The sequence below is a fragment of the Actinomadura sp. KC345 genome (assembly GCF_004348515.1).
Classification (GTDB): Bacteria; Actinomycetota; Actinomycetes; order Streptosporangiales; family Streptosporangiaceae; genus Spirillospora.
In genome coordinates, this window is sequence record NZ_SMKH01000248.1 from 1 (window position 1) to 12,201 (window position 12,201).

The 12,201-nt window shown below is 70.8% G+C and carries 13 protein-coding genes; 9 read left to right on the forward strand and 4 right to left on the reverse strand.

The window, feature by feature from the left end:
* A partial coding sequence (locus E1281_RS30265) for a M23 family metallopeptidase (RefSeq protein WP_131883136.1) occupies positions 1 to 466 on the reverse strand: 466 nt, incomplete at its 3' end.
* Positions 467 to 856: 390 nt separating this feature from the next.
* Between E1281_RS30265 and rpsB the strand changes: the two genes are divergently transcribed.
* The 5 genes from rpsB (at position 857) to E1281_RS30290 (ending at position 5,409) form a co-directional block, all read left to right on the forward strand.
* Positions 857 to 1,837 (forward strand): 30S ribosomal protein S2, encoded by a 981-nt coding sequence (rpsB, locus tag E1281_RS30270; RefSeq protein WP_131883137.1) that lies wholly within the window; start codon positions 857 to 859, stop codon positions 1,835 to 1,837.
* Between the two features lie 82 nt (positions 1,838 to 1,919).
* Positions 1,920 to 2,756 (forward strand): translation elongation factor Ts, encoded by an 837-nt coding sequence (gene tsf / locus E1281_RS30275; protein ID WP_131883138.1) that lies wholly within the window; start codon positions 1,920 to 1,922, stop codon positions 2,754 to 2,756.
* 46 nt (positions 2,757 to 2,802) lie between these two features.
* Positions 2,803 to 3,717, forward strand: a complete 915-nt coding sequence (gene pyrH, locus E1281_RS30280; RefSeq protein ID WP_347813321.1) for a UMP kinase — start codon at positions 2,803 to 2,805, stop codon at positions 3,715 to 3,717.
* Between the two features lie 85 nt (positions 3,718 to 3,802).
* Complete coding sequence (gene frr / locus E1281_RS30285; RefSeq protein WP_131883139.1) at positions 3,803 to 4,360, forward strand: ribosome recycling factor; 558 nt, start codon at positions 3,803 to 3,805, stop codon at positions 4,358 to 4,360.
* A gap of 179 nt (positions 4,361 to 4,539) precedes the next feature.
* Positions 4,540 to 5,409, forward strand: coding sequence for a phosphatidate cytidylyltransferase (locus tag E1281_RS30290; RefSeq protein WP_243717582.1), 870 nt, complete (start codon positions 4,540 to 4,542; stop codon positions 5,407 to 5,409).
* Between the two features lie 94 nt (positions 5,410 to 5,503).
* On the opposite strand, the gene E1281_RS30295 is transcribed toward E1281_RS30290, so the two are convergent.
* The gene (locus E1281_RS30295; protein WP_131883141.1) at positions 5,504 to 6,649 is read right to left on the reverse strand and encodes a suppressor of fused domain protein; all 1,146 of its coding nucleotides are present in this window, start codon (positions 6,647 to 6,649) and stop codon (positions 5,504 to 5,506) included.
* A 114-nt stretch (positions 6,650 to 6,763) separates the two neighbouring features.
* Between E1281_RS30295 and rlmN the strand changes: the two genes are divergently transcribed.
* From rlmN to E1281_RS30310, 3 genes are all read left to right on the forward strand, one after another.
* Positions 6,764 to 7,909: a 23S rRNA (adenine(2503)-C(2))-methyltransferase RlmN gene (rlmN, locus tag E1281_RS30300; protein ID WP_131883142.1), complete on the forward strand. Its 1,146-nt coding sequence runs from the start codon at positions 6,764 to 6,766 to the stop codon at positions 7,907 to 7,909.
* A 59-nt stretch (positions 7,910 to 7,968) separates the two neighbouring features.
* Positions 7,969 to 8,481 (forward strand): DivIVA domain-containing protein, encoded by a 513-nt coding sequence (locus E1281_RS30305; protein ID WP_131883143.1) that lies wholly within the window; start codon positions 7,969 to 7,971, stop codon positions 8,479 to 8,481.
* A gap of 64 nt (positions 8,482 to 8,545) precedes the next feature.
* The gene (locus E1281_RS30310) at positions 8,546 to 9,373 is read left to right on the forward strand and encodes a YwqG family protein (RefSeq protein WP_131883144.1); all 828 of its coding nucleotides are present in this window, start codon (positions 8,546 to 8,548) and stop codon (positions 9,371 to 9,373) included.
* A 30-nt stretch (positions 9,374 to 9,403) separates the two neighbouring features.
* On the opposite strand, the gene E1281_RS30315 is transcribed toward E1281_RS30310, so the two are convergent.
* Positions 9,404 to 10,093, reverse strand: a complete 690-nt coding sequence (locus E1281_RS30315; protein ID WP_131883145.1) for a hypothetical protein — start codon at positions 10,091 to 10,093, stop codon at positions 9,404 to 9,406.
* Entirely contained in the window at positions 10,090 to 10,755 is a 666-nt protein-coding gene (locus E1281_RS30320) for an ATP-binding cassette domain-containing protein (RefSeq protein WP_243717585.1), read from the reverse strand. The genes E1281_RS30315 and E1281_RS30320 overlap by 4 nt, the downstream gene beginning before the upstream one ends.
* 379 nt (positions 10,756 to 11,134) lie before the next feature.
* Here E1281_RS30320 and E1281_RS30325 point away from each other — a divergent pair, with 379 nt between their 5' ends.
* Complete coding sequence (locus tag E1281_RS30325) at positions 11,135 to 12,064, forward strand: hypothetical protein (protein ID WP_131883147.1); 930 nt, start codon at positions 11,135 to 11,137, stop codon at positions 12,062 to 12,064.
* Positions 12,065 to 12,201: the final 137 nt, after the last annotated feature.

The following is a 12,201-nucleotide window of genomic DNA, read 5'->3' on the forward strand; positions in this document are numbered from 1 at the left end:
GTTGACGCCAGAGGGGGAGCAGTCGGACCTGGCGTTGGACGAGGCTGAGCGGGTTCAGGTAGAGGGCGCCGCGGCGCAGGCCCCAGTGCAGGCAGGTATCCGGGCAGTGGGGCGTCCCGTCCTCCAGAACGCCGATCCTGGCGCCGGAAGAGACACGGCCGCCCACGCGCACGCTGGGGCGGACGGGCAGGTACGTGGTGCGTAGGACGCCGTGGTCGATCGCGACGACGCCGCGTCCGGCCAGCCGGTCGGCGTAGGAGACGCGGCCCGCGCCGGCGGCGTGGACGGGCTGCCCCGGGCGTGCCGACAGGTCCACGCCGCGGTGGCCCGGGCCCCACGGGGAGGCGGGCGGCGAGAAGGCCCCGACGACGCGCGGGGCGGGCGGTCCTAAGGGCCACCGCCAGGCGTCCAGGCCCGGCGTCCCGGTCGCGATCACGCAGGTGAGGAGCAGTGTCAGGAGCGTCATGAACGGAAGCCTGCCGCTCCCGCCCCCGGGTCGGCAGCCGTCCCGCGAACTGTGGATAACCGTCGCCGGCGTAGATACCCGCACGCGTTCCCGCCCTGATAATCTGTAGGAGTGCCTGAGAGGGCACCGGCCAGGGCCAGGCCGTCACCGGTCCGTCCCAGGGCGGAACGACGAGAAGCCGCTCCCGGTGAGCGGAGAGGTCACAGACCCGGGAACGGGTCACAGCCGCCAGGGGTTTCCCGGCGGCTGATTTCACGCGTCCGCATGCCACCGCAGACATTGGTGGGGCGCAGTCCCTAGGTCCGTCGCAAGGGCGACGGTGGGACGGCACCCGGGCGTAGGCAGACAACCAAATGCGGCCCGGCAGGGCCAGAGAAGGAGAACACGGGCATGGCACCCGTCGTCACCATGAGGCAGCTCCTTGAGAGCGGCGTACACTTCGGCCACCAGACCCGCCGGTGGAACCCGAAGATGAAGCGCTTCATCCTCACCGAGCGCAACGGCATCTACATCATCGACCTGCAGCAGTCGCTGTCCTACATCGACCGCGCGTTCGAGTTCGTCAAGGCCACGGTCGCCCACGGCGGGACGATCCTGTTCGTCGGCACCAAGAAGCAGGCCCAGGAGTCCATCGCCGAGCAGGCCACCCGCGTCGGCATGCCCTACGTGAACCAGCGCTGGCTGGGCGGCATGCTCACCAACTTCTCCACCGTCCACAAGCGGCTCACCCGGCTCAAGGAGCTCGAGGAGATCGACTACGACGACGTGGCGGGCTCCGGCATGACCAAGAAGGAGCTTCTCGGGCTGCGCCGTGAGAAGGACAAGCTGGAGCGCACCCTCGGCGGTATCCGCGACATGGCGAAGGTTCCGAGCGCCATCTGGATCGTGGACACCAAGAAGGAGCACATCGCGGTCAACGAGGCCAAGAAGCTCGGCATCCCGGTCGTGGCGATCCTCGACACGAACTGCGACCCCGACGAGGTCGACTACCCGGTCCCGGGCAACGACGACGCGATCCGCAGCGTCAGCCTGCTGACCCGGGTCGTCGCCGACTCCGTCGCCGACGGCCTCATCGCCCGTGCGGGCGCCGCGTCCGGCGGGGACGAGAAGCCGGCCCAGGGCGCTGCCTCCAGCGAGCCGCTGGCCGAGTGGGAGCGCGCACTGCTGGAGAACAAGCCGGCCGAGGACGCCGCCGCGACTCCGGCGGAGGCCCCGGCGGAAGCTGCGCCGGAGGTCCCGGCGGAAGCTCCGGCGGAGGCTGCGGCAGAAGCTCCGGCGGAGGCCGCGGCCGAGCAGCCCGCCGCGACCCCCGAGGCGGACGCCCCGGAGGCGCAGGAGGCCCCGAAGCCCGCCGAGGCCGAGCAGGCTTGATCCCGCGGCCCGGCGGCTCCGCCCTGGTGCCGCCGGGCCGTCGCGGGTCCCACGACCAACGACGAGAGAAGCGAAGAGAGCGATGGCTAACTTCACCGCCGCAGACGTCAAGCGGCTGCGCGACCTGACCGGCTCCGGCATGATGGCCGTGAAGAACGCCCTCACCGAGGCGGACGGCGACTTCGAGAAGGCCACGGAGCTGCTGCGCCTCAAGGGCGCCAAGGACGTCGGCAAGCGCGCCGAGCGCACCGCCGCCAACGGGCTGGTCGCCGAGTACTTTGCGAACTCCGGCGACGGCGCGCTCCTCGAACTCAACTGCGAGACCGACTTCGTCGCGAAGAACGAGCAGTTCATCGAGCTGGCGAACCGCCTGGTCGAGTTCGCCGCCGGCAGTGGCGCCGCCGACGCCGCGGCCCTGCTGACCACCGAGATCGAGCCCGGCAAGACCGTCCAGGCCCTGATCGAGGAGCACAGCGCCACGATCGGCGAGAAGCTGGAGCTGCGCCGCTTCGCCCACTTCCAGGGCACCTACGTGGCCAGCTACCTGCACAAGTCCGACCCGTCCCTGCCGCCGACGACCGGCGTCCTGGTCGAGCTGGACGCCGAGAACCCCGCGGTCGCCAAGGACGTCGCCCAGCAGGTCGCGGCGATGGCCCCCACGTACCTCACCCGCGACGAGATCCCCGCCGAGGCGATCGAGAAGGAGCGGGGGATCGCCGAGCAGCGCACCCGCGACGAGGGCAAGCCCGAGCAGGCGATCCCGAAGATCGTCGAGGGGCGCGTGAACGCGTACTTCCGCGACTTCGTGCTGCTCGAGCAGGAGTTCGTCAAGGACAACAAGAAGACGATCGCGAAGGTCCTCGACGAGGCGGGCGTGAAGGTTGTCCGCTTTGCCCGGTTCAAGGTCGGGCAGGCGTAAGGGCACTCTGGAGACGGGGACCCGGCGGACCACGGGTGCCCGGCAGATGAAGCGAAGCAACGAGGAGGCCGCCGACGTGCCGGACAAGACGACCACTAGCGCGACGGCGGCCTCGTCGTCGTCCGATCGGGACGCGCCCGGCCGGAACGGGTCCGGCCGGGCCCCGTCCGGCGGCGACGCGTCCGGTGGTGGGTCCGATCGGCGGGAGAGCGCCGGACGCGCCTCCCACCAGCACGCGCCCCGCGCCGGCTGGAAACGGGTGCTGCTGAAGCTCTCGGGCGAGGCCTTCGCCGGACGCGACCCCCTCGGCATCGACCCCGAGATCGTCCAGCATGTGGCGGAGGCCATCGCCGAGGCCGTACGGGACGGCGTCCAGGTGGCGGTCGTCTGCGGCGGAGGCAACATGTTCCGCGGCGCCGTCATGGCCGAGCGCGGCATGGACCGCGGCCGCGCCGACTACATGGGGATGATCGGCACCGTCATCAACTGCCTGGCCCTCCAGGACTTCCTGGAGAAGCTCGGCCTCGACACCCGCGTGCAGACGGCCATCACCATGAGCCAGGTGGCCGAGCCGTACATTCCGCGGCGCGCCATCCGGCACCTGGAGAAGGGCCGTGTCGTCATCTTCGGGGCGGGCCTCGGGCAGCCGTTCTTCTCCACCGACACCACCGCCGCCCAGCGCGCCCTGGAGATCGGTGCTGAGGCCGTCCTGAAGGGCACTCAGGTGGACGGTGTCTACGATGCCGATCCGCGAAAGAATCCAGACGCGGTCAAGTTCGATCGTTTGGATTACGGTGAAGTTCTACAGCGGGGTCTGAAGGTCATGGACGCCACGGCCATCAGCCTCTGCATGGACAACGCTCTCCCCATCGTGGTCTTCGACCTGATGGGACAAGGCAACATCGTCCGGGCCGTCCGGGGTGAGAAGATCGGCACGCTGGTCAGCCCGGCGGAGGGCTGAACGCAGCCCGGAACCGCATTGCGCGCGGTACGGAGCGCAGTGTGGAACCGTAGGACCAGGGCCGACGAGATGACTTGGAGTCACAGTGATCGACGAGACCCTCCTCGAAGCCGAGGAGAAGATGGAGAAGGCGGTCGCGGTCGCCAAGGAGGACTTCCAGGCCATCCGCACCGGCCGGGTCACCCCGGCGATGTTCAACAAGATCACCGCCGAGTACTACGGGACGCCGACGCCGATCAACCAGCTCGCCTCGTTCACTCTGCCGGAGCCCCGGATGGTCATCGTCCAGGTCTTCGACAAGTCGTCGATGCAGGCCGTGGAGAGGGCGATCCGTGACAGCGACCTGGGCGTGAACCCCAGCAACGACGGCAATGTCATCCGGGTGGTCTTCCCCGAGCTGTCGGAGGAGCGCCGCAGGGAGTTCATCAAGGTCGCGGGCACCAAGGCCGAGGACAGCAAGATCTCGATCCGCAACATCCGGCGGCGGGCCAAGGACACGCTCGACAAGCTCGCCAAGGACGGCGAGGCCGGTGAGGACGAGGTCCACCGTGCGGAGAAGGAACTCGACGACGTCACGCACCGCTACGTGGCGCAGATCGACGAGCTTCTCGAGCACAAGAAGGCCGAACTCCTCGAAGTTTGATGAAAACCGATGACGCCGGGGAGCCCAAGGGTTCCCCGGACGAGCCGGAGGTCGGCGTGTCCGGGCAGGCACCGGGCACCTCCCCCGAGGAAGCTCCATCCTCTGGCCCTGCCCCCGCCCCTTCCACCGGCGCGCACGCACCCTCACCTCCTGAGGGAGCGACCCTTGCCGGTGACGCGTTGCCGGACGATGCAGATCCTGCGGGCGCGTCCGCTGAAGCGTCCGACGGCAAACGCCAGAGCAAGGCCGGGCGCAACCTCCCGCTGGCCGTCGCCGTCGGTGCCGCGCTCGGCGCGTTGACCCTGGTCTCTCTCTACACGGTCAAGGAGATCTTCCTTGCCGTGATGGTCGTGTTCCTCTTCCTCGGGATGCGCGAGCTGACCGAGTCGCTCAAGAGCCGCGACATCGTCGTCCCGTTCATCGCGGTCGCGACCGGCATGGTCGGCACACCGGTCGTGGCCTATGTGTGGGGGCCCACCGCCGCGGTCGCGGCCGTGTCGCTCACGCTGCTCGCGGTCCTGATGACGCGGATGCTGGACGGCGCCGACGGATACGTCCGCGACGTCGCCGCCGGTTCGCTCGTGACCGGCTACCTGGTCCTGATGGGCGGGATCGTCGCGCTCCTCATGCGCCCCGACGACGGCGACCACCGCACGATCGTCTTCGTCGCCGTCACGGTCGCCAGCGACACCGGCGGCTACTTCGCGGGGGCGTTCCTCGGCAGGCACAGGCTGGCGCCCACGATCAGCCCCAAGAAGACATGGGAGGGCCTCGCCGGTTCGACCCTGATGTGCATGCTGGTCGGCGGCTGGCTCGTGTGGTGGCTGCTCGACGGCGGCCAGATCTGGCACGGCGTGCTGGTCGGCATCGCCGCCGTGGTCACCGCGACCGCGGGCGACCTGGTCGAGTCGATGATCAAGCGGGACCTCGGGATCAAGGACATGGGAACGCTCCTTCCCGGCCACGGCGGGGTGATGGACCGACTCGACTCCCTTGTCGCGACCGCCCCCGTCGTCTGGCTCCTCCTGGAACTGTTCGTCCCGAGCTAGGACGGACCCCCGAACCGGGACGGGCACCCGCCCGCCAGGAGGGTGCCCGTATGAGCGGCTGCGGCCGTTGCGAGCCCGCGAAGGCGGCCGTCCCTCAGGAGACGACCCAGGAACGGCCCTGCCGGGAGAGACGCCGGATGAGCGCGTCCGATCCCTCGGTCTTGGCGTAGCGGTGCTCCTCGCCGGTGACGGGCACGAGCCACAGCCACCGGACGGGGTCGCCGCTGAGCGTCAGTCCGGTCAGCGCGGGGCTCTGGGGACCGGCCAGGCGGCTCGGATCCTCCAGCAGGAGCACGCCCTCCCACTTCGCGTCGTCGCCGCCGAGCGGGAACGTGCGGGACTCGTGGTACCACTTGACGACGTCGCCGGGGGCGAACCACGTCACCGATCGCCATGGGTACTGCGCCAACCACGGGAAGATGCTGCCGGCCCGCTGGCTGGGCAGAGTGCTCGCGACGGCCAGTTCGATCCGTCCGTAGGGGGAGACGTCGTCCTCGTACAGTTCGACGGTGGGCATCCGCTGGCGGCACATTCCCACGGTGCTGAGGACGGTGAAATCGCGGCCGCCCCGTGCGGGGCGTTCGGACACTCCTACAGTCGGGGCCACGCCCGTGCGGCCGCTCCCTAGCTGGCGGCCGACATCGTGCCAGTAGTGGCCACCAGGTCCGAGGCGTTGGAGCAGATGGCCCAGCACCGACTGCTGGAACTCGGCCCAGGAGCCGTCGGCGCGGCACATCTTCCAGTGCTCGCGCGCCCGGTCGATCCGCGGCCCGAAGTCCTCGATCTCCTCGTCCAGGGGGAAGGCGAAGGGGCTCTGACGCGTCGCGTCACGGGCGTATCCGGGGATGCCGCGTCCCATGTCCGACCAGCCCGGAATCACCAACAGCGGGTCGCCCGCCTCCAGGACGGCCACACCATCGCCCTCCTCGAACCAGACCACCTCCAGGCCCTCGGTGTCCAGCGCCTCGCGTCCATCCGGATGGCGGACATGGGACTCGGGCAGGATCGGAGCACGGCCCGCCTCCAGCCGGGACCGGTCGAGCTCCGCCGGAGCCTTGCGATGGTTCCCGACCCAGGCCGCCCCGACCACCGAGTCCCGCGCGTCCTTCAGGTAGGCCGCGGTGACCTCACCGTCGGTCTCGATGGTGAGCCGCCGACTGCCGTACGGGCTGGCCGCGGCGTGGACGACCGTGGCCGTCGTCCCCCGGGACGAGGCGGTCCCCCTGCGCAATACCGACATGATCGAGACCTTAGTCGCACACAAGGTCATGTGCAGGAATGTCGTGGTACGGGCAGACGTCCGTGTCCGCGGACGGACGATGCACCGGCCGGTGTTTGCGACACTGGTAGGACCATGTCTACCACCCCGCCCGCCACCGACGGCGCCGCGTCCGAGAAGACCCCGGCGAAGCTGGTCTTCGCCGCCCCGAGGCGCGGCAAGCCGCCGAGGCATCTCGCCGACCTCACCTCCGCGGAACGCCGCGAGGCGGTCGCCGAGCTGGGGGAGAAGCCCTTCCGCGCCGACCAGCTGTCGCGGCACTACTTCGCCCGCCTGGCCGACGATCCGGCGACGATGACCGATCTGCCCGCGGCCGTCCGCGAGCGTCTCGTGGCCGAGCTGCTGCCGTCGCTGCTGACCCCGGTGCGGGAGATGGACTGCGACGGCGGCACGACGCTCAAGACCGTCTGGAAGGCCTTCGACGGCGTGCTGTTCGAGTCGGTGCTGATGCGCTACCCGGACCGCGCCACGATGTGCGTCTCATCGCAGGCCGGCTGCGGCATGAACTGCCCCTTCTGCGCGACGGGCCAGGCGGGGCTGACCCGCAACCTTTCCACCGCCGAGATAGTCGAGCAGGTCGCCGCCGGCGCGCGCGCACTGGCCCGTGGGCGTGTCCCAGGTGGTCCCGGACGTGTATCCAACATCGTCTTCATGGGCATGGGCGAGCCACTCGCCAACTACAAGGCCGTGATCGGCGCGGTACGCCGTATCACCGACCCCGCCCCCGCCGGCCTTGGCATCTCCCAGCGCTCGGTGACGGTCTCCACGGTCGGGCTCGTCCCCGCGATCGAGAACCTCGCCGCCGAGGAGATGTCCGTCCGGCTGGCGGTGTCCCTGCACGCGCCCGACGACGAGCTCCGCGACGAGCTCGTGCCGGTCAACAACCGCTGGAAGGTCGCCGAAGTCCTGGACGCCGCCTGGGCCTATGCCGGACGCAGCGGGCGGCGCGTGTCGATCGAGTACGCGCTCATCAAGGACGTCAACGACCAGGCGTGGCGGGCGGATCTTCTGGGCAGGCTCTTGCGCGGGAATCTCGTACACGTCAATCTGATCCCGTTGAACCCGACGCCGGGGTCCAAGTGGACCGCGTCCCGGCCCGAGGACGAACGGGAGTTCGTCCGGCGCCTGGAGGCCCACGGGGTCCCGGTCACGGTGCGCGACACCCGGGGCAGGGAGATCGACGGGGCCTGCGGCCAGCTGGCCGCGTCGACGAAGGACTGAGCGCGCCGCGGACGGCGTCCTGGCGCCCCGCGGCCGCGGGGCGCAAGCTGAGGAGCACGGTGCCGGTGAGGACAGGTGCGCGGCTGCCGGTGGTCTGGCGCGGCTATGACAGGAATCAGGTGGACACGCTGCTGAACCGGATCTCGCAGGCGCTGAACGGCGGGCCGGCGATGTCCGCGGACGAGGTGCGCGAGGCCCGCTTCGACGTCGTCCTGCGCGGCTACGACTCCCGCGCCGTCGACGACCTGGTGCGGGAGTGCATCAGGGAACTGGAGGCGGCGGTGCCGATCAGCGAGCGTCCTGGCCGTTCACGCGCGGAACCCGGCTGGCTGATCAACTGGATCCAGAACACGCGCTTCTCGGACGCGCGCCTGCGTTCGGGCTACGACGTCCGGGACGTGGACGCGTTCCTGGGCCGCGTGGTCGCCGGGCTGCGCGGCACCGCCCCGCCGGTGACGGCCCGCGACGTGCGGGAAAGCGGCTTCCGCGTCGTCCGGCTCGGGCCCGGCTACGACGAGCAGGAGGTCGACCGCTTCCTGCTGCAGCTCGCAGGCGCCCTCGAACGCCGCTGACGAAGTTATCCACAAGTTTCGCCGCACGCTGCGGGCCGGCTTCGCGGCGGGTGACGCTACGTGCATGGATCACTTCGCGGCACAGTTCGAACGGCTCCGCTCCCTCTTCGCCGTCTTCCTGCCCCCCGAGACCACCGCGGCCGTGCTGGCCCTGGCCCGGCCCTCGCTGAGGCTCGGCACCGTGGGCGAGGTGCCCGTCCACCTCGGCGGCCCTCCGATGCTGCCGCCCGGCGAGCCCTGGCCGCGGTGGAACGGCCGCCCCCTCGACTTCCTCGGCGCGATCGACTTCTCCGGCTTCGCGTGCTTCGGCGAGGTCCCCGGTCTCCCGTCGGCGGGCAAGGCCGCGTTCTACTACGCCAGCGAGACCCCGCGCCCCTGGGGTGACGCGGCCGCGCAACGGGAGGGCTGGCGCGTCTTCACCGGCGACCTCGAGCGCGCAGCCCCGCCGGCCGGCGCCTCGACCTACCCGCAGACGCGCCTGCACGCGGCGCCCTTCCTCTCCCTGCCCTCACCCCAGGAGCCCGCCGCGCGCCGCCTGGAGGGGGCCTGCGGCGGCTTCCTGCCCGTCTACGAACAACTGCACGCCGCCTGGTCGCAGCACGCCTGGCTTGGCGACATGCCCGCACACCAACTGGGCGGCTGGCCGTCCCTCGTCCAACGCCCGATCGGCCCCGACTGCCTGTACGCCACGACGGGCCGCCCCCTCGAATCGCTCGATCTCCCTCCACTCTCGCTGGAAGAACAGCGCGCCGTGGAGGAGTGGCGCCTCCTGCTCCAACTCGACTCCGACCACCGCCTCGGCTGGTACTGGGGCGACCCCGGCCGCATCTACTTCTGCACCCGCCCGAGCGAACCCCTGGAGGAAACATGGCTGACACTCCAAGCCACCTGAGGACCCACCCTCGCGGCAGGGGGTGGCGGGTTAGGAGCGGTGGCGGACGGCCGCCATGTAGGCGGTACCGACGACCGCGGACCAGAGCGCCAGGTGGAGGGCCAGGGAGGGGAAGCCGGAGAGGAACGCGCTGGGGCCGGCATGCGCTGCGCGGAGCCACTCGATCATCGGGACGGAGAGCCAGGCGAACCGTCCGATGCCGAGGAGCACCAGAACCGTGACGGCGCTCAGAAGCGCCAGCAGGGAGATGCCGGGGGAGGGGATGAGGGCCCGGCTCGTCCACGCTCCGACGAGTGTGGCCGGGACGGCGGCGAGGAGGTTGAGCGCGCAGCCCGCCAGGATCGCGCGGCCTGGCGAACCCGACTGGATCGCCTGGATGAGGGGAGCCGCCAATGCGACGAGGCCCAGGCATAGATTCACACCGTAGGCCGCGAGCAGCCCCGCCCACGCGGGCATGGAAGGGCGGCGTGCCGCGGTGGCCGTCAGCAGGCGCTGTTCGTCCGGCTGTGCATCGAGGAGGGCACGGGCCGCCCAGGCCCACAGGGGGAACATGAACGCCGCGACGTCTGCGAGCGTTCCGACGGCGAGACCGGCGGCGTCCGGCCCGCTCGGCCCCTGGACGAGGACCAGCACGACGACCAGCGCGATGACGATCAAGGGGGCCAGTACGCGCAGCGAGCGGACATAGCCCGCGATCTGGAAGCGGACGAGCGCGATCACCGCTCGGGCCGCCGTACCCGGTAGCCGTCCGCGCGCAGCTTGGTCGCCACCGTATCGGCCTCGTCCTCGGGGACCTCGACCTCCAGCACAGTCCATGGGACTCCCCCGGAGGGGAGGCACGACACGGTTCCATCCTCGACGTGGAGCCGGTCGATACCGGGGAGGGACTCGGTGCAGCGCTGGTGGTCGCTGACGACCACGATCGTGCCTGCGGACGCGAGTTCGGAGATCACTGCGGGCAGCGTGTCGCGTGTCGTGGCGTCCAGGCCCGCGAACGGCTCGTCCAGGACGAGGAGGCCCGGGGCGGCCATCAGGGCTTGCGTGAGGCCGACCTTCTGCGCGGAGCCCTTCGAGAGCTCGGGAAGCCGCACATCGAGGAGGTGATCACATCCGAGCCGCTGGACCCACGTCCCCACGGTGTCCGTGGGGACGCGGCGGATCGCGGCCATGTGGCGGAGGTAGGCGCGGACGGTGAACGGCTGGTCCACCGGGAAGCGTTCGGGTGCGTACCCGACCCGGCCGGGCCTGTCCTTGACGACGCCCCCGCGCGGCCTGTGCAGGCCGGCGATCACGCGGAGCAGGGTGGACTTCCCGGCGCCGTTACGTCCGGTCACCTCGGTGACGCCGCCCGGCGGGAGGGACAACGTGACGTCCCTGAGCACCCAGGAGTCCCTCCGGGGATAACGAAAAGCCACACCCTCCATCCGCATGGAACCCGCACCGTAGTGCCCCGCACGTAAGAGCACCGTTAGGGCCAGGTGGCCCTGGCGAGTGAGGTCCGTGCCTTCTCCGTCATCGAGCGGGCGGACTTGCCGCAGGGCTCACGTTCGGCCCGTCCAGGCCGGAGGGCCTCTCCCTCTCGATCCGCGCAACGGTGCTTGGTGGTAGACCAGTGGGAGCGGCGCAAATCCATATTTAAGCGACCAATTAACTAGACAAACCGCCCCGGGTCGGCACGGTCCTTGGCAGCCGGTTCACAGAACCGGCCGCCGGGCGCTCACGGAGCGCTCGGCCTCCTCACAAACCAAAGGGGTGAGACCCGTGTCTCCCATTCCCGAATGGCATCGCAGGCTGGCCGGGGCCGCGCTGGTCGTCGCCGGCCTCACGGCGGTGGCGGTCGGCTACGCGTTCGTCACCGGTGTCCCCGCCCTCGCGGCGGCGGCTCCCATGCAGCTTGCGGGTGCCGCCGCGCTCGTCGCGGTGACGCTCCTCACCGGCCGATCTCCGTTCAGGCGGTACGACCGCGGCATGTGGATGCTGATCGCCCGCCTGGCCGCCGGGAACGCGATCGTCGCGATCGCGTACATCTACGCCGCCCAGCGTCTGACGCTCGGCGGTGCCGCCGCTGTCGTGGTGATCGGCATGCTGTCGGTGGGCTTCGCCGAGATCTGGCGCCACCGGCGAACCTCATGGGGACTCAAGCACCTGGGCGGGCGCGCGCTCGTGCTGGCGGGGGTCCTCATGTTCAACCAGCCGTGGCACGGCCAGGCCGATCTCCTCGGACTGGCCTGCGCCGCGGCCTGCGCCGCGGGGGCCTGGAACGTCGTCACCGTCCTCGGGCGGATGAAGGCGTACGGGCTCGTCGACCAGGGAGCCACGGTCGCCAATTCGCTGGCGGTGCCGGTCCTGTTCGGACTGGTCTCCGCGCTGCCAGGCGGCGGCTGGATGACCTGGGACCTGTTCCTCCTCGCCGGGCTGGCGGGACTGTTCACGCTGTTCCTGCCGGTCCTGCTCCTGAACGCGGCGATCCGCCGTTCGCCCGAGCGTGACATTGGAGCGATCCAATCACTGTCCTCGCCGGTCCACGCCATGGTGGCGCAGATAGGTGCCGCGACGGGACTGCTGGGCCATGGCCAGGGGACCACTCCCGCCGAGTGGGCCGCCGTCATGCTGACCGCCGGGGCCGCCTTCGCGATCTCCCTGATCGCCGAGCGGCCTCACGACCACGGCGGCGCCGCCCGGCGCCGCTGACGAACCTGCGACGCCTCCGGCGCCGCTGACAACCGGCGGCGGGAAGGACCCATCCTTCCCGCCGCACTGCGAACGGCCGCCGTCTGACGGTGTCACCAGGCGTACGGCGGGGGTGGTGGCGTGCGGTGGTGGGGAGG